At 67.5% G+C, this 17,321-nt stretch carries 10 protein-coding genes, 1 pseudogene and 1 riboswitch; of the genes and pseudogenes, 5 read left to right on the forward strand and 6 right to left on the reverse strand.

Annotation, left to right across the window (positions count from 1 at the left end; translation table 11 throughout):
* The first annotated feature begins 51 nt into the window (after positions 1 to 51).
* Positions 52 to 159: riboswitch (TPP riboswitch) on the forward strand.
* Positions 154 to 1,977, forward strand: coding sequence for a phosphomethylpyrimidine synthase ThiC (gene thiC, locus ACKAE7_RS12940; RefSeq protein WP_408979397.1), 1,824 nt, complete (start codon positions 154 to 156; stop codon positions 1,975 to 1,977). It overlaps the preceding riboswitch by 6 nt.
* Positions 1,978 to 2,053: 76 nt before the next feature.
* On the opposite strand, the gene ACKAE7_RS12945 is transcribed toward thiC, so the two are convergent.
* Positions 2,054 to 2,785 (reverse strand): alpha/beta fold hydrolase, encoded by a 732-nt coding sequence (locus ACKAE7_RS12945; RefSeq protein ID WP_190610254.1) that lies wholly within the window; start codon positions 2,783 to 2,785, stop codon positions 2,054 to 2,056.
* A 107-nt stretch (positions 2,786 to 2,892) separates the two neighbouring features.
* Positions 2,893 to 4,476 carry a signal recognition particle protein gene (gene ffh / locus ACKAE7_RS12950; RefSeq protein WP_188808590.1) on the reverse strand — a complete coding sequence of 528 codons (1,584 nt, stop codon included), beginning with the start codon at positions 4,474 to 4,476 and terminating at the stop codon, positions 2,893 to 2,895.
* A 117-nt stretch (positions 4,477 to 4,593) separates the two neighbouring features.
* Between ffh and ACKAE7_RS12955 the strand changes: the two genes are divergently transcribed.
* Positions 4,594 to 5,997, forward strand: coding sequence for a glucose-6-phosphate dehydrogenase (locus ACKAE7_RS12955; RefSeq protein WP_408979398.1), 1,404 nt, complete (start codon positions 4,594 to 4,596; stop codon positions 5,995 to 5,997).
* A gap of 139 nt (positions 5,998 to 6,136) precedes the next feature.
* On the opposite strand, the gene ACKAE7_RS12960 is transcribed toward ACKAE7_RS12955, so the two are convergent.
* Positions 6,137 to 6,475 carry a P-II family nitrogen regulator gene (locus ACKAE7_RS12960; RefSeq protein ID WP_104184824.1) on the reverse strand — a complete coding sequence of 113 codons (339 nt, stop codon included), beginning with the start codon at positions 6,473 to 6,475 and terminating at the stop codon, positions 6,137 to 6,139.
* Entirely contained in the window at positions 6,472 to 7,833 is a 1,362-nt protein-coding gene (locus ACKAE7_RS12965) for an ammonium transporter (RefSeq protein WP_191034563.1), read from the reverse strand. Before ACKAE7_RS12965 ends, ACKAE7_RS12960 begins: the two co-directional genes overlap by 4 nt.
* A 233-nt stretch (positions 7,834 to 8,066) precedes the next feature.
* Here ACKAE7_RS12965 and ACKAE7_RS12970 point away from each other — a divergent pair, with 233 nt between their 5' ends.
* Positions 8,067 to 9,305 (forward strand): MFS transporter, encoded by a 1,239-nt coding sequence (locus tag ACKAE7_RS12970; RefSeq protein WP_408979399.1) that lies wholly within the window; start codon positions 8,067 to 8,069, stop codon positions 9,303 to 9,305.
* A gap of 19 nt (positions 9,306 to 9,324) precedes the next feature.
* Here ACKAE7_RS12970 and ftsY read toward each other — a convergent pair whose 3' ends face one another.
* Entirely contained in the window at positions 9,325 to 10,533 is a 1,209-nt protein-coding gene (gene ftsY / locus ACKAE7_RS12975) for a signal recognition particle-docking protein FtsY (protein WP_408979400.1), read from the reverse strand.
* A 75-nt stretch (positions 10,534 to 10,608) separates the two neighbouring features.
* A complete protein-coding gene (gene smc / locus ACKAE7_RS12980) occupies positions 10,609 to 14,196 on the reverse strand; it encodes a chromosome segregation protein SMC (protein WP_408979401.1) in 3,588 nt (1,195 codons plus the stop codon).
* A 232-nt stretch (positions 14,197 to 14,428) separates the two neighbouring features.
* Here smc and ACKAE7_RS12985 point away from each other — a divergent pair, with 232 nt between their 5' ends.
* Together ACKAE7_RS12985 and ACKAE7_RS12990 are read left to right on the forward strand one after the other, a co-directional pair.
* Positions 14,429 to 15,451 carry a 3-oxoacyl-ACP synthase III gene (locus tag ACKAE7_RS12985; protein ID WP_408979402.1) on the forward strand — a complete coding sequence of 341 codons (1,023 nt, stop codon included), beginning with the start codon at positions 14,429 to 14,431 and terminating at the stop codon, positions 15,449 to 15,451.
* Positions 15,445 to 17,321: pseudogene (locus tag ACKAE7_RS12990) on the forward strand (alpha/beta fold hydrolase); the annotation flags it as partial. The gene ACKAE7_RS12985 and the pseudogene ACKAE7_RS12990, both read left to right, overlap by 7 nt.

A 17,321-nucleotide genomic window follows, 5' to 3' on the forward strand; every position in this document is an offset into this window, starting at 1 on the left:
CTAGCACCGGCAATGTGACAAACCCCGAAAGAAAGGCTGTGGTAGCTTTCATCTTGACCACACGGGTGCCCCTGCAGGGGCTGAGATCGGGCTGACGCAGCCTGCGACCGTCGAACCTGTCCGGGTAATGCCGGCGAAGGAAGTGAGTATTCCTTGAATACACCAAATCAGCAGCTGAACCCTGCCCGCAACAACCCGGGTGCCGCCACTGGCGTGAACCCGCCCCCGGTAACGCAATCCCTGAAATCCCATTCCCTGACCTACCTCGAGGACGCCGGGACCGGTATCCGTGTTCCCGTGACGGAAATCGCGTTGGAGCCGTCGCCCAACGGCGTGCCGAACCAGCCGTTCCGGACTTACCGGACGGCCGGCCCGGGGAGCGACCCCGTGCAGGGCCTTCCTCCTTTCCGCAAGGAATGGATCGAGGCGCGGGCAGACACGGAAGCGTACAGCGGCAGGGAGAGGAACCTGCTCGACGACGGACGCTCGGCCGTGCGCCGCGGCGCCGCCAGTGCGGAGTGGAAGGGAGCGCCTCCCGTGCCCCGCCGCGCCGTCGAGGGACGGACCGTGACCCAGATGCACTACGCACGGCAGGGCCTCATTACCCCGGAAATGCGCTTCGTGGCGCTGCGGGAGAACTGCGATGTTGAACTGGTACGGAGCGAACTCGCCGCAGGACGGGCCATCATTCCCAACAACATCAACCACCCCGAATCCGAGCCGATGATCATCGGCAAGGCCTTCCTGGTGAAGATCAACGCCAACATCGGCAACTCGGCAGTGACCAGTTCAATCGCCGAAGAAGTGGACAAGCTGCAGTGGGCAACCCGGTGGGGCGCCGACACCGTCATGGATCTTTCCACCGGCGACGACATCCACACCACCCGGGAGTGGATCATCCGCAATTCGCCTGTCCCGATCGGCACCGTCCCCATCTACCAGGCCCTGGAGAAGGTCAACGGCGAAGCCAACGCCCTGACCTGGGAGATCTTCCGTGACACCGTCATCGAACAGTGCGAGCAGGGGGTGGACTACATGACCATCCACGCCGGCGTGCTGCTTCGCTACGTTCCCCTGACCGCCAACCGCGTCACGGGCATCGTGTCCCGGGGCGGGTCCATCATGGCCGGGTGGTGCCTGGCGCACCACCGGGAGAACTTCCTCTACACGCACTTCGATGAGCTCTGCAAAATTTTCGCCCGGTACGACGTCGCGTTTTCCCTGGGTGACGGCCTGCGGCCGGGGGCGACGGCGGATGCCAACGATGCCGCGCAGTTTGCCGAACTGGACACGCTCGCCGAGCTCACGCAGCGTGCCTGGGAGCACGACGTCCAGGTGATGGTGGAGGGTCCTGGACACGTTCCGTTCCACCTGGTCAGGGAGAACGTGGAACGGCAGCAGGAGCTGTGCAAGGGCGCGCCGTTCTACACGCTGGGCCCGCTGGTGACCGACGTGGCCCCGGGCTACGACCACATCACCTCCGCCATTGGAGCCACGGAAATTGCCCGCTATGGCACGGCAATGCTGTGCTACGTCACGCCCAAGGAACACCTGGGGCTGCCCAACAAGGACGACGTCAAGACAGGGGTGATCACGTACAAGATCGCTGCGCACGCGGCAGACCTTGCCAAAGGCCACCCGGGCGCCCACGAACGTGATGACGCACTGTCCAAGGCACGCTTCGAGTTCCGGTGGCGTGACCAGTTTGCGTTGTCGCTGGACCCGGAGACGGCCGAGGCCTTCCACGACGAGACCCTCCCGGCCGAACCGGCGAAGACCGCGCATTTCTGCTCCATGTGCGGGCCCAAGTTCTGCTCCATGAGGATCAGCCAGGACATCCGGGACGAATTCGGATCCGCGGAGGCACAGGCAGCCCTTGCCGAAGCGGCAGCCGGCATGCGGGGCAAGAGCGAGGAATTCCTGGCCGCCGGCGGGAAAGTTTATTTGCCGGAGCTGAGCGTTCCGCCGGGCCGGTAGGAGCCTGCAGGTTCCGTCCGGCTGGTCATTGGGGGCCGGCCGGACGGGCTCCTGTGGAGGGCAGGTTCAGGCGGGATCAGGAGGCGCGCGCCTGCACGCGGCTTGAGTCGCTGATGAACGAACGGATGATGCGGTCCCCTTCCGGGGAGTCGTGGGGCCGGTGGCCGCCGGCGGCCGTGCGGTGAAGCGCCCCGGTCTCACGGAGGTAGCCGGCGATCTCCTCGTAGAGCGGCTCCCAGCCGCCGGTCAGGACGAGCGTCGGCACGCCGGGAACGATATGCAGCGGGGCTTCCCAGGACGGCGCCTGCAGCCGCAGCCGCCTGGCAGAACGCTTCTCCTCGGCAGTCACCGGCTGCTGCAGGTCGGTGGCATAGACCCTGCGGACGAACTCCCGCTGGAAATCCTCGTCACTGAGTTGATGCCGGACGTTGAACAGGGGCTGCATCAGCCCGATGTGCGCCGCCGTGGCCGGCAGTTCAGCGGTCAGGGACAGGCAGGCCGGCTCCACCAGGGTCAGCGAGTAGACAAGGTCCGGACGTTCGACGGCGGCCATCATCGCTGCAATGGCGCCCTGCGCATGGGCCACGACGTGCCCGCCGGCGATGCCCCTGCCGTCGTCCCCAAGGGAGTCCAACAGAATGCGTGTGTCCTCCTCGAATGAGGACTCGATGGGTTCGGCAACGGGATCGAAGCCGTGCCGGCGCAGGAACAGGGCATCGTAGGACAGGGCCACACCGTGCTGGCGGGGCCAGGCCGCGGCACCGAAGCTGCCCGCGCCGTGCACGAACACTACCCTCTGCTTGAACATGACCCAACCCTATTCCACGGCCCCGGTATCCCAACCAAGTAGCGCCAAGTGTCGTTATGAACGGTCAAAACGACACCTGGCGCTACCTAGCTGGGAGAGGGGGATGGCTACTTGCCGAGGAACTTGTCGAAGCCCTTGGGCAGGTTCAGCTGGGAGGGATCGAAGTCGCCCGTTTGCTGGCCAAAAGCTGCGCCGGTGGGCAGCGCCTTGGCGGCGTTCGCCCTGCGGGCCTCGGCGTCCTTGCGCTCCTGCGCGGCTTTTGCCGGGTTTCCGGACTTGGCCTTCTTCTTGGGCGCGCTCTTGGCGTTCTTCCGGGCACCGCCGCCGGCACCCGGCAGGCCTGGCATCCCGGGCATGCCCGGCATCCCGCCCTGGGCCATCTTCTTCATCATCTTCTGGGCCTGCGCGAAGCGCTCCAGCAAGCCGTTGACCTCGGAAACGTGGACGCCGGAACCGCGGGCGATGCGGGCACGGCGGGAGCCGTTGATGATCTTGGGAGCCACGCGCTCGTGCGGGGTCATGGACCTGACGATGGCCTCCACGCGGTCGATCTCGCGCTCGTCGAACTGCTCCAGCTGCTGGCGGATGTTCTGGGCACCCGGCATCATCATGAGCATCTTCTTCATGGAGCCCATGTTGCGGATCTGCTGCATCTGGGCCAGGAAGTCGTCAAGGGTGAAGTCCTCCTGGTCGGCGAACTTCTTCGCCATCCGGGCGGCTTCGTCCTTGTCCCAGGACTTCTCGGCCTGCTCGATCAGGGTCAGGACGTCACCCATGTCCAGGATGCGCGAGGCCATCCGGTCCGGGTGGAAAAGCTCAAAGTCGTCCAGGCCCTCGCCGGTGGACGCAAACATCACCGGCTTGCCCGTGACGGACGCGACGGAAAGGGCGGCACCGCCGCGGGCGTCGCCGTCGAGCTTGGACAGCACGATGCCGGTGAAATTGACGCCTTCGTCGAAAGCGAGCGCCGTGTTCACGGCGTCCTGGCCGATCATCGAGTCGATGACAAACAGGACCTCGTTGGGCACGATGGCGCGGCGGATCTGCCGCGCCTGCTCCATCATGTCGGCGTCGACGCCCAGCCGGCCAGCGGTGTCTACGATGACGACGTCGTGGAGTTTCTGGCGTGCTTCCTCCACACCGGCGCGGGCAACCTCAACCGGGTCCCCGGCAGGGTGTTCGAGCTCGGTGTAGGTGGCACCGGGGTGCGGTGCGAAGACCGGCACCTTGGCGCGCTGGCCCACGATCTGCAGCTGCGTCACGGCGTTGGGGCGCTGGAGGTCACAGGCTACGAGCATCGGGCTGTGGCCCTGTGCCTTCAGCCACTTGGACAGCTTGCCGGCGAGGGTGGTCTTGCCGGCACCCTGGAGGCCGGCCAGCATGATGACGGTGGGGCCGCTCTTGGCCAGGCGGATCCGGCGGGTTTCACCGCCGAGGATCTCCACCAGTTCCTCGTTGACGATCTTGACGATCTGCTGGCTCGGGTTCAGAGCCCCGGAAACCTCGGCGCCCAGGGCGCGTTCCCGTACCCGGCCGGTGAACTCACGGACAACTGGAACGGCAACATCGGCGTCCAAAAGGGCGCGGCGTATCTCGCGGACTGTGGCATCGACGTCGGCTTCGGTAAGCCTGCCTTTACCGCGCAGGTTCTTGAAGGTTGCTGTCAACCGGTCAGAGAGTGAATTGAACACGCGACGTGCACTTCTTTCAGTGGATGATCAGGGCAGTGGATGATCAAAGGCTGTTGATGATCGGGACTCGACTATCTAGGGTACCAAGCCGGGCCCGCAAGGTGGCATGCTGGCCAAATGACGAGCCAACCAACTGTTAAGACCCTGCTCATCCTCGGCGCCTCGGGGGACCTGACGGGCAGGCTGCTCCTGCCGGGACTGGCGCGCCTGGTGGCCAGGGGACGCGCCGCGGGCCTCCGGCTGGTGGGTGCCGGATCCGATCCCTGGACCCCCGAACAGTGGCGGGAACGGGTGCATGCGTCCTTCGAGGCAGCCGCCGGGTCCGCAGGCGCCGGGGGGAAGGAAGCACTCCAGTCCCTTGAGAAGGAAACGGTGTACCACCAGCTGGATGTCACCGCCGAGGGGGCGCTGGCGTCGCTCCTTGACACGCTGGAGGGGCCCACCGCCGTCTACTTTGCCCTGCCGCCGCGCATCAGCCAGCTTGCCTGTGAGGCCCTCCGGCCGGATCAGGTCCCGCCGGGAACGCGGCTGGTAATGGAAAAGCCCTTCGGTTCCAGTGAGGACTCGGCCCGCTCGCTCAACCAGACACTGGTCCGGCTGGTCCCCGAAGACCATGTCCACCGGGTGGACCACTTCCTGGGCAAGGCCACGGTGCTGAATATCCTGGGCCTGCGGTTCGCCAACAATTTCCTGGAACCGGTGTGGGACCGGCACCACGTGGAAAAGGTGGAAATCATCTTCGACGAGGACCTCGCGCTGGAGGGGCGGGCCCGCTACTACGACGGCGCCGGCGCACTGCGGGACATGATCCAGAGCCACCTGCTGCAGATCATGGCCCTGCTGGCCATCGAGCCTCCAGCCACCATCGGTGAACGGGACCTGCGGGATGCAATTTCCGCCGTCCTTCGGGCCAGCAGCGTTCCGGTGTCCTATGCCGATTCCACCCGCAGGGCACGCTACACAGCCGGCCGGGCAGGAGGGAAGGACGTTCCCGATTACGCACGGGAGGAAGGCGTGGACGCTGAACGCGGAACCGAGACGCTGGCCGAGATCCAGGTCAACATCGACAACTGGCGCTGGAACGGGGTCCCGTTCATTCTTCGGTCCGGCAAGGCACTGGGCGCCAAGCGCAAGGAGGCAGTGGTCACCTTCCGCCCGGTTCCCCACCTGCCCCGGGGCTTTACCGGCGTGGACTCGCCCAACAAGCTGCGCATTGGCTTTGGCCCGGACACCCTGAGGTTCGACGTCGACGTGAACGGGCCGGGGAACATCTTCAGCCTGAGCCGGGCCACCCTGGAAACCGAGCTCAGCGGCTCCGACCTCCTCCCCTACGGCGAAGTCCTGGAGGGGGTGCTGGCGGGCGACCCGCTGCTGTCCGTGCGCGGAGACACGGCGGAGGAGTGCTGGCGGATTGTGGAGCCCGTCCTGCACGCCTGGCAGCAGGACTCGGTCCCCCTGGAGGAGTACGACGCCGGCTCTGCCGGCCCCGCATCCTGGCCCACCGCGGTGCCCGGGGACTGAGCCGCAGCGGCTTGGGGCGGCGGGCACGCCGCCGATCTGCGGCGCTGCCTTAAACAACGGAAGAGCGGGCAGGAAACCCTGGAGTTTCCTGCCCGCTCTTTTTGCCGTTCACGGATGTTTCCGTGGAGTACCGCCGGCCCTAGATTGCGGCGACGCCGCGTTCACCGGTGCGGACCCTGACGGCTTCGGAGACATCCACGGTCCAGACCTTGCCGTCACCTGCCCGGCCGGTGTTGGAGCTGGCGATGATGACATCGAGGATGTCGTCCGCCTGCTCGTTTGTGGCCAGGACCTCCACGCGGATCTTTGGCAGCAGATCCACGTTGTACTCCGCTCCGCGGTAGACCTCGGTATAGCCGCGCTGCCGGCCGTAGCCGCTGGCCGCGCTGACCGTCAGACCCTGCACGCCGTAGGCCTCCAGTCCTTCCCGGATGGCTTCGAGCTTTTCCGGCCTGACGATCGCTGTAATCAGTTTCATGCCCCCACGCTTTCCTTACCTGTTGCTGATTCTGTCTTCTGCGCACCCGTTGCCGCGTCGGATGCCTGCGCGGCGTCCGCCTGGGTCTTTCCGGTGATCATGTCGTGCAGGGGCTGGAAACTTCCGCCGTGTCCCCCGACGCCGAACTCGTAGGCAGTTTCGGCGTGCAGGCTGAGGTCCACACCCACCGTCTCCTGTTCCTGCGAGACCCGGAAGCCCATGGTCTTGTGAATGGCCAGGGCGATGATCGTGGTCAGGACCGCGGAGTAGGCAATGGCGATGCCGGCTGCTGCGAGCTGCGCCCACATCTGGGTCATGCCGCCGCCGTAGAAGAGGCCGCCGCCGGCACCTTCCTCGGGAAGGGCGATGAAGCCAAGGGCCACGGTACCGATGATGCCGGAAACCAGGTGGACACCCACGACGTCGAGCGAGTCATCGAAGCCCCAGCGGAACTTCAGGCCAACTGCCAGGGCGGAGGCGACGCCTGCCACGATGCCCAGGCCAAGGGCACCGACCGGGCTGACGTTGGCGCAGGCGGGGGTAATGGCAACGAGGCCTGCAACCACGCCGGAGGCTGCACCGAGGGAGGTGGGGTGGCCGTCGCGGATGCGCTCCGTGACCAGCCAGCCGAGCATTGCTGCTGCCGGGGCGGCGAGGGTGTTGACCCAGATGAGGCCGCCCTGCTCTGCGGTGGAGGCAGCGCCGCCGTTGAAGCCGAACCAGCCAAACCACAGAATTGCAGCGCCGAGCATCACGAACGGGATGTTGTGCGGGCGGTGGTTGGGGTCCTTGCCGAAGCCCCGGCGGTTGCCGACGATGAAGACGAGGATCAGGGCTGCAACACCGGCGTTGATGTGCACCACGGTGCCGCCGGCGAAGTCGATGGCCTCGCCGAGCGCCGCGCCGACAGCGCCTTCGGTGCTGAACAGGCCGCCGCCCCACACCATGTAGGCAAGCGGGCAGTAGACCAGCGTGACCCAGACCGGAACGAAGACGGTCCAGGCGCCGAACTTTGCACGGTCAGCGATGGCGCCGCTGATGAGGGCCACCGTGATGATGGCGAAGGTGGCGCCGAAGCCCACCGTGATGAGCCCGTCGGGGCTGTCAATGCCTTCAAGCCCGAAGTTGGCGAAAGGGCTGCCCACCATCTGGAGGAAGCCGTCCCCGGTGGTCATTGAGTATCCCCACAGGACCCAGATGACCCCCACCATGCCGATGGAGATGAAGCTCATCATCATCATGTTCAGCGCGGCCTTGGCCCGGGTCATGCCGCCGTAGAAAAATGCCAGACCCGGTGTCATCAACAGCACAAGCGCCGCCGACACCATGATCCATACGTGACCTGCGGTAAGTTCCATGGTGCACGCCTCTCTTGTCTATTTGGTCGTAATTGCGGAGAAGATCCGCCTGCCAACGCCTTTTGCGTCCTGTAACGAGTGTGTCGGCGCTGTGTTTCGGCCGCGGAGGATTTGTATTGCGGGGCTGTTACAACAACCTCTAGGAAGTAAATGGTGCATATCTGGCTTGTTACGGTTATGTTTCACCCCTCCCGCCGAAGCCCGGCACCCACATACACAAGGACCACTGGACCATGACGGCAGATACCCGCGTGAGCCGCGCAACATCGCGGATTTTTTCGATGCTGCGCAGGGACAGGCAGACGCTCCCGCGCGACATCAAGGTGATGCTGGCCGCGGCTTTCCTGATTGCGCTGGGATTCGGTCTTGTTGCCCCAGTGTTGCCGCAATTCGCCACAACCTTCGGGGTGGGAAATACCGAGGCGTCCGTGATCGTGGCCATCTTCGCGTTCATGCGGCTGGTCTTTGCCCCTGCGGGCGGCGCCCTGATAGGCCGGCTGGGCGAGCGCCCCGTCTATGTCACGGGGCTGCTGATCGTGGCGGCGTCCACTGCTGCCTGCGCCTTCGCCCAGGATTACTGGCAGCTGCTGCTGTTCCGCGGGCTTGGCGGCGCCGGTTCAGTGATGTTCACGGTGGCGTCGATGGCGCTGGTGGTGCGGCTCGCGCCGCCCGAGAGCAGGGGCCGCGTCTCGGGTGCCTATGCGTCCGCGTTCCTCATCGGCAACGTGTGCGGCCCGATCGTGGGCGGGCTGCTGGCAGGTTTCGGCCTGCGCGTTCCCTTCCTGGCGTACGCGGCTGCCCTGGTGGTGGCCGCCGTCGTGGTCCAGACTCAGCTGAGCCACCAGCGCCGGGGCAGCGGGCCCCGGCAGGAACGCGCCGACATGCCGCTGGCCGAGGCCCTTGCCGCAGGGACGTACCGGACGGCGCTGGTGTCCAGCTTCGTGAACGGCTGGGCCACGTTCGGCGTCCGGATGGCGACCGTCCCGCTGTTTGCGGTGACCGCCCTCGGCGCAGGGCCTGAAGCGGCGGGGTTTGCGTTGGCGGTCTTTGCTTCCGGCAACGCGGCGGCCCTGACATTCTCGGGCCGGCTGGCCGATACCTTGGGCCGCAAGCCCATGATGGTGGCCGGGCTGCTGGTGGCGGGTGCCTCCACGGCTGCCATCGGCTTCACCACCGGGCTGGGCTGGTTCCTGGCGGCATCGGCGCTGGCCGGCGTCGGCTCGGGACTCTTCGGCCCTGCCCAGCAGGCCGCCGTCGCCGATGTGATCGGCAAGGGGCGGTCCGGCGGGAAGGTGCTGGCCGTGTACCAGATGACGTCCGACGTCGGCGCGATTGTGGGGCCCGTCCTGGCCGGCGTGCTGGCCGACCGGCTGGGCTACGGCTGGGCCTTCGGGGTGACCGGCGGCATCATGGTGGTGGCGGCGTGCACCTGGCTTGCCACCCTGGAGAGCCTGAGGAAGCCCGCGGCGTAACGGCCGGCTGCTGCTGCGGCTAGTTCAGCAGAGCGTCCACGAAGCCCTCAACCTCGAAGGGGGCAAGGTCGTCTGCCCCTTCCCCGAGGCCGATCAGCTTCACCGGGACGCCCAAGGCTTTCTGGATTGCGACGACGATGCCGCCCTTGGCGGTTCCGTCCAGTTTGGTCAGGACGATGCCGGTGATGTTGACCACTTCGGAGAACACGCGGGCCTGGTTCAGGCCGTTCTGGCCGGTGGTTGCGTCCAGCACCAGGAGGACCTCGTCCACTTCAGCGAGCTTCTCCACAACGCGCTTGACCTTCCGGAGCTCGTCCATGAGGCCAACCTTGTTCTGGAGCCGTCCGGCGGTGTCGATCATCACGACGTCGACTTCCTGGTCGATGCCGGCCTTGACTGCTTCGTAGGCAACCGAGGCGGGATCCGCGCCGTCGATGTCGGACTTGACGGTGGGAACGCCGACGCGCTGGCCCCACGTTGCGAGCTGTTCGGCGGCGGCGGCACGGAAAGTGTCCGCGGCACCGAGCAGGACGTCCTTGTCCTCGGCCACCAGCACGCGGGCAAGCTTGCCTACGGTGGTTGTCTTGCCGACGCCGTTCACGCCGACCACCATCATCACTGCAGGCCTGTCGGCATGCCGCTGGACGTTAAGCGTACGGTCCATGGTGGGATCCACGAGCTTGATGAGCTCCTCCCGCAGCAGCAGTTTTACCTGCTCAGGGGTCCGGGTTCCCAGCACTTTGACGCGTTCGCGCAGCGCGTCCACAAGCTGCATGGTGGGTTCGGTGCCGAGGTCTGCGAGGAGGAGCGTTTCCTCCACTTCGTCCCAGACGTTTTCGTCGATCTTGTCGCTCGAGAGCAGGGCCAGGAGCCCCTTGCCCATGACGTTGTTGGAGCGGACCAGCCGTTCGCGGAGGCGGACCAGCCGGCCTGCCACAGGCAGCGGGGTTTCCACCGGAATGACTTCAAGTCCTGCGGCGTTGTCCGGGACCTCGGTGGTTTCCAGCCCTTCAAGGTCCGCGCCGTCCGGGGCCGCGCGGTCTGCCACCGTGCCCGGACGGTCCTCCACGGCCGTGCTGCCGGCCCGAGGCTGGACGGGGTCGTTGGCGTCCCGCGTGCCGGGGTAGCGCGTGATGTTCTTCCGGGTCTTCATCAGGACCGGAATCAGCCCGCCGAGAACCACCAGGGCAGCAAGGATGGAAAGAAGGATGGGAAGGATGTCATTCACTCCCCTAGCTTCTCATAGACGCCGGGGCTCTTTTGGGGCCGGCAAGGCAGTTGACCTGCCGTTACACCGGCAGCGTCAGACCTCGGCCCCAAGCCTCTGGCTGATCACGGTGGAGACGCCGTCGCCGCGCATGGTGACGCCGTACAAGGCGTCGGCGACTTCCATGGTCCGCTTCTGGTGGGTGATGACGATGAGCTGGCTGGATTCCCGGAGTTCTTCGAAGATCGTGATCAGCCGGCCCAGGTTGGTGTCGTCCAGGGCCGCTTCCACCTCGTCCATGACGTAGAACGGCGAAGGCCGCGCCTTGAAGATGGCAACCAGCAGGGCCACCGCGGTCAGCGAGCGTTCGCCGCCGGACAGGAGCGACAGCCGCTTGATCTTCTTGCCCGCGGGACGGGCCTCCACGTCGATGCCGGTGGTGAGCATGTCGGAGGGGTCGGTCAGGACCAGCCGTCCCTCGCCGCCCGGGAAGAGCCTGGCGAAGACCCGGGTGAACTGGGCCTGGGTGTCCTCGAACGCCTCCGTGAACACCCGCTGGACGCGGTTATCCACTTCCTTGATGATGTCCAGGAGGTCCTTCCGGCTGGACTTAAGGTCCTCCAGCTGGGCGCTGAGGAACTGGTGGCGCTCCTCAAGCGCGGCGAATTCCTCCAGCGCCAGGGGGTTGACCTTGCCCAGGCCGGCGAGGTCCCGTTCGGCCTTACGCAGCCGCTTTTCCTGCTCTGCCCTGACGTAGGGCTTACCCTCCACGATGTCCGCACCGGTGTGGTCCACCGGGGCGCGGAGGGCGGCCCATTTGTCACCGCCCTCCCCGGCCGGGACCGGAACCGGGACATCCGGGCCGAACTCGGCCACCAGGGCATCGGGGGTAATCCCCAGTTCGTCGATGGAGCGGCTCTCGAGGGCTTCAATCCGTGCCTTTTGCTGGGTCCGGGCGAGCTCATCACGGTGGACGTTGTCCGTGAGGTCGGCGAATTCACCCGCCAGCAGTTCGTTTGCGGTACGGATCTCCGCGAGCTCCCGGTCCCGCTGCTCCCGGTTTTCTTCCGCCAGGTCCCGCTCATGCTGTGCCAGGTCCACGGACACGTCAACATAGCGAAGCGCCAGGCCGACGGCGGCGGAAACGGCAGCTGCCCGCCGCGCCTTGATGCGGCGGACCCGGGCGCGTTCAGCAGCTTCCTCGCGTGCCCTGCGTTCCGTGGCGGCTGCGCGCTCCAGGGATGCCGCCCGGTTCCGTGTGGCCGCGAGCTGCTCTTCGGCGCTGCGGAGCGACAGACGTGCCTCCACCTCGGCGCTGCGGGCGTGTGATGCCGCTTGGGCCAGCGCGTCACGGTGCCCGGTGGAGGGCTCCTGTTCCAGCGGGACTTCCTGTGATGCGGCCAAACGGGCGGTGACGGCAGCGAGCGCTTCCTCCTCGGCGGCAACGTTCTGCTCAGCCTTGGCCAGCGATGCCGCCAGGCGGTCGCTTTCACCGACGGCGCTGCGAAGGACGGAGTTCAGGTGGCCCAGGCGTTCTGCCACGGCGGCCAGCCTGGCATCCGAGTCATGCAGCCTGTCCAGTGCGGCGTCGGCGCGCTCCTGCGCCTCGGCGCGTTGGGCCTCGGCGCCGGACAGGGCGAACCTGTTCCGCTCGAGACCTGCCGTGACCTCGGAAAGCCCGCTCTCGGCGTCGTCAACGGCCGCTTGCACCTCAAGGAGGGACGGCGCCTTCGCCGAGCCGCCCGTGGCTGACAGGGCTGTAAAGATGTCTCCGGCCCGGGTGACGGCAGTCATCTCCGGGTGGGCCGCCACCAGGGCGGACGCGGCCTGGATATCGGGGACGACGGCGGTGCCGGACAGCAGGTGCGCCACAAGCGGTGTGCACGGGGACGCAGAGGTGACGAGGTCCGCTGCCCAGTGTGCCTCCTCAGGGAGGGGCACTGTGGCGTCCGCCGGCTTTTCCGCAGCATCATCAGCCGATTCGACGAGCAGCGACGCCCGTCCGGCGTCGTGGTCCTTGAGAAGCTGGACCACGGCAACAGCAGTGGCGGAATCCTGGACCAGGACGGCCTCGGAGGCCTCGCCCAGGACCGCGGCGATGGCGGTCTCGAAGCCCGGTGTCACGGTCAGTTGCCCTGCCAGGGTTCCGTGGATCCCTTCGAGGCCTGCATGCAGGGCGTGGCTTGCGCCGTCCTTCCGTTCGAGGCCCAGCTTCAGGGCGTCCCGCCGCGCCACCAAGGCGTCGCGCTTCCGGACGCCCTCGCTGACGGCGGCCTGGAGGCCTGCGATCTGCTGGACCACCGTGTCCAGGGCGTCGCTGGCGGCCTCGTAGTCGGCGTCGAGGGATTCCTCCCCCTCCTCAACGCCCGCCACCTGGTTTTCCAGGGCCGCGAATTCGGCCTGGGCGCGGGCCCGCCGTTCGGTTCCGGCGGCAAGTGATTCGCGCAGCCTGCCCAGCTCCGCCTGGGCGGATTCCACGCGTGAACGCGCCGCCGCCACCTGGCCGGCCAGGCGGGCCAGCCCCTCACGCCGGTCTGCTGCCGCGCGGAGCTCTGCGGTGAGCCGCTTGTCCTCTTCCAGGGCAGCGCGTTCCGCTTCGGCCTTGTCCGCAGAGGCTGCTTCGAGGGCGCTTCGCCGGTCCAGGATGTCGCGCTCCAGTTCGGCAAGCTCCTCACGGACCCTGGCCGCCTGGCGTTCCAGCTGTTCCGGGTCGCGGCCGGGCGGCGGTGCCTCCACGGAACCCAGGAGGCTGTTGCGTTCCTGCGCCAGTGAGCCCAGGGAGCGCAGGCGCTCCCTGGTGGCGGACAAACGGTACCAGGCGTCCCTGGCGGCGTTGAGCTGGGGGTTTGCTTCAGCTGCACGTTGTTCCAGCACGGCCTGCTCCCGTCGGCCGGTTTCCAGCTGTCCGGCAACAAGGGCCCGGCGTTCCTTGAGGGCGGCCTCGTCCGCTACGTCCTGATCCAGCGCCAGCTGCAGCTGGACGAGGTCGTCTGCCAGGAGGCGGGCGCGGGCATCACGGACATCGAACTGGACGCGCTGGGCCCGGCGGGCCACTTCGGCCTGTTTTCCCAAGGGCGTGAGCTGACGGCGGATTTCTCCGGTGAGGTCGTTGAGGCGCTGCAGGTTGGCCTGCATGGCGTCCAGCTTGCGCACCGTTCTTTCCTTGCGCCGGCGGTGCTTCAGGATGCCTGCCGCTTCCTCGATAAAACCCCGGCGGTCCTCCGGCGTGGCGTGCAGGACGCGGTCGAGCTGGCCCTGGCCCACAATGACGTGCATCTCGCGGCCCAGGCCGGAATCCGACAGCAGTTCCTGGATGTCCAGCAGGCGGCACCCGGCGCCGTTGATGGCGTATTCCGAACCGCCCGAGCGGAACAGGGTCCGCGAAATGGTCACTTCGCTGTACTCGATGGGCAGGGCGCCGTCAGTGTTGTCGATGGTCAGCGATACGTGGGCCCGGCCCAGCGGCGGCCGGCCCGAGGTGCCGGCGAAGATGACGTCTTCCATCTTGCCGCCGCGAAGGGTCTTGGCACCCTGCTCCCCCATAACCCAGGCAAGGGCGTCCACCACGTTGGACTTTCCGGATCCATTGGGGCCAACCACCGCGGTAACCCCCGGCTCGAAATTGAAGGTGGTGGCGGACGCGAATGACTTGAACCCCCGGACGGTCAGGCTTTTGAGGTGCAAGGCGTTTCGGTTCTCCTGCTCGGCGGACGCGGATGGTGGGGACAGCCACGGATACCTACAATCTACTGCGGGCCGGGACATTTTCGTGCAGAAGCCCGGCCGGGCCGGGCCGGATGCCCTGTTCTGCATGTGCAGGAATGGACCGGCACCGGGCATGATTAGTCCTTGGGCTTTGTGCTTGAGGGGGCGGTTACCCGCCACAGCACAGGACGGACACGAACAGAGGCTTGATTTGATAGGGAATGCAACGTTCCGGCACCGCAACACCGCTCTGCTCTCGGTGATCAGCGTCCAGGCTCCACGGATTGTCAGTTCCACGGAATTCGACCACCGGCTGGCATCCACCCTGCGCCGGCTGAAATTCCCGCCGAAGCTGCTCGAGCGTGTGGCCGGTGTCACGCACCGCAGGTGGTGGGCCCCCGGTACCTCCTTCGACGACGCCGCCATCGAGGCGGGCGCAAAGGCCCTGGCGGATTCCGGCATCGAAGCGTCCGAGGTGGGACTGCTGATCAACACGTCCGTCACGCGGCGGAACCTCGAACCGTCCGTCGCGGTCAAGATCCACCACGGACTGGGCCTCCCGTCCTCGGCCATGAATTTCGACGTCGCCAACGCCTGCCTGGGATTCGTCAACGGCATGACCCTGGCCGCGAACATGATCGACTCCGGCCAGATCAAGTACGCGGTGATCGTCAACGGCGAGGATGCACAAGCCACGCAGGAGGCCACCCTGGCCCGGCTGCAGCGGCCCGAAACAACCCGCGAGGACTTCAACCGCGAGTTCGCCACCCTCACCCTGGGCTCAGGGGCCGCTGCGGCCGTCCTGGGGCCGGCGGACGAACACCCGGGGGCGCACCGGATCCTCGGCGGTGTGATGCGGGCCGGGACGGAACACCACGAGCTGTGCGTCGGCGGCATCGACGGCATGGCCACCGACACAAAGGGCCTTCTCGACGGCGGCCTGCAGCTGGTGCTCGACGCCTGGCACGAGGCCCAGCCGGAGTGGGATTGGGGCTCGATGGACCGTTATGTCACGCACCAGGTGAGTACGGCGTACACCCAGGCCATCGTTGACGCCATCGACCTGGACCCGGACAAGGTGCCCATCACGTTCCCGCACTGGGGCAATGTGGGGCCGGCTTCCCTCCCCATGACCCTGGCCGCCGAGGCGCAGAACCTTAATGAGGGGGACCGCGTGCTGTGCATGGGCGTCGGTTCCGGCCTCAACACCGCCATGGTGGAAATCGTTTGGTAGCCGCCGACTGGCCCGGCGTCGACCCCGAATGGTCACGCGGAATCGATGTGCCGTCCACCTCAGCCGCGGATGAACCCGGAACGGTGCGCCGCTGGCACCTCCTGGACAACGGAGCGCAGCTGTCCCGCCGCGGCCTGGCTCCCGCCGGCACCCTGTTGTGCGTGCACGGCAACCCTACCTGGTCCTACCTGTGGCGGACGCTGCTGGCCGCCGGATCGCGCCCGGAGCAGCCCTGGCGCGTGGTGGCCGTGGACCAGCTGGACATGGGCTTCTCCGAGCGGACCGGCACATTCCGGCGGCTGGCAGACAGGATCAACGATCTTGGCGACCTCACCGCCGCCCTGGGACTGGACGGCCCCGTGGTCACCGTCGGCCACGACTGGGGCGGGGTGATCAGCCTCGGCTGGGCACTGGCCCATCCGCAGCAGCTCGCCGGGGTGGTGCTGACCAACACCGCTGTCCACCAGCCTGCCGGCTCACCCATCCCGCCGGCACTGCGGCTTGCCCTGCACCCCGCCGTGCACAGGTGGGGCACAACGACGTCGGACGCTTTCCTGCGGGTGACCCATGCCCTGGCCCGCCCGCCGCTTGCCCCCGACGTCCGCCGCGCGTTTATGGCCCCGTACGCGGGCGCCGGCCGCCGCGGGGGCGTGGGGAACTTCGTGGCGGACATCCCCGCGGACGCTTCCCATCCCAGCTTTGCCGCGCTCAGGCGCGTCGCCGAAGGGCTGCCCGGGTTGCACGTTCCAGCGCTGCTGCTCTGGGGCCCGCGGGATCCGATTTTTTCCGACCGATACCTCAAGGACCTGATCGGCCGGCTGCCGGCCGCGAAAGTGCACCGTTTCGAAGGTGCCGGCCATCTGGTCGCGGAGGACCGGGACATCGCCGGTCCCGTCTTCGAGTGGCTCGCCGGGTACGGCGGGGACAGTACGCCTGTCGGCGGAGGGACTGTGTCCGCGGCGGCAGCTCAGCCTGCCGTGCCTCCCCAGGCTGTGTCTTCCCCGGCTGTGTCTGCCCCGGCTGTGTCTGCCCCGGCTGTGCCCTCGCCTGCTGTGCCTTCGCCTGCGGCGCCTTCCCTTGCGGAAGATTCCGGCACCGGCTTTACGCCTTTGTGGGAACCGCTGGCGGAGCTCGCGGCAGGACCGGCCGGCGGGGACACCGCCGTCGCGGAAATGGCCGCGGACGGGAGTGTCTCCCGTTCGCTCAGCTGGCTGGAGCTTGAACAGCAGATCGCCGCCGTCGCCAATGGACTCCGGCAGGCCGGGGTGCGGACGGGCAGCCGCGTGAGCCTCATGGTTCCACCCGGCGTGGACCTGACCGTAGTCCTCTACGCCTGCCTGCGGCTCGGCGCCGTGGTGGTGGTGGCGGATGCCGGACTCGGCACGCGGGGCCTGAGCCGCGCCGTCCATGGCGCCGTCCCGGATTTCCTTATCGGCATCGACAGGGCCCTCGCCGCAGCATCCGTGCTCGGCTGGCCCGGGCGGCAGGTCCCGCACGCTGATGCGCCGCCCGCCGCCGGCTCCTCGCCGTCGAGACCTCCCTCGCCGCCCTGGCCCGCCAGGGCAAGTTCACGGCACCACTCCTGCAGGACCCGGACCCGGATGCGCCCGCCGCGGTGCTCTTCACCTCCGGATCCACGGGACCCGCCAAGGGTGTGGTCTACACGCAGCGGCGGCTGGCGGCGATGCGGGACACCGTGGCCGCGACACTGGGGATCCGCCCCGGCGCACGCCTGGTGGCCGGATTCGCGCCGTTCGCACTCTTGGGACCGGCGCTGGGTGCCGTCTCCGTGACGCCCGCCATGGACGTCACCGCACCGCGCACCCTCACAGCCCGCGCACTGGCGGACGCCGCCGCGGCCATCGACGCC

It is taken from the genome of Pseudarthrobacter sp. NKDBFgelt (genome assembly GCF_046097905.1).
Classification (GTDB): domain Bacteria; phylum Actinomycetota; class Actinomycetes; order Actinomycetales; family Micrococcaceae; genus Arthrobacter; species Arthrobacter polychromogenes.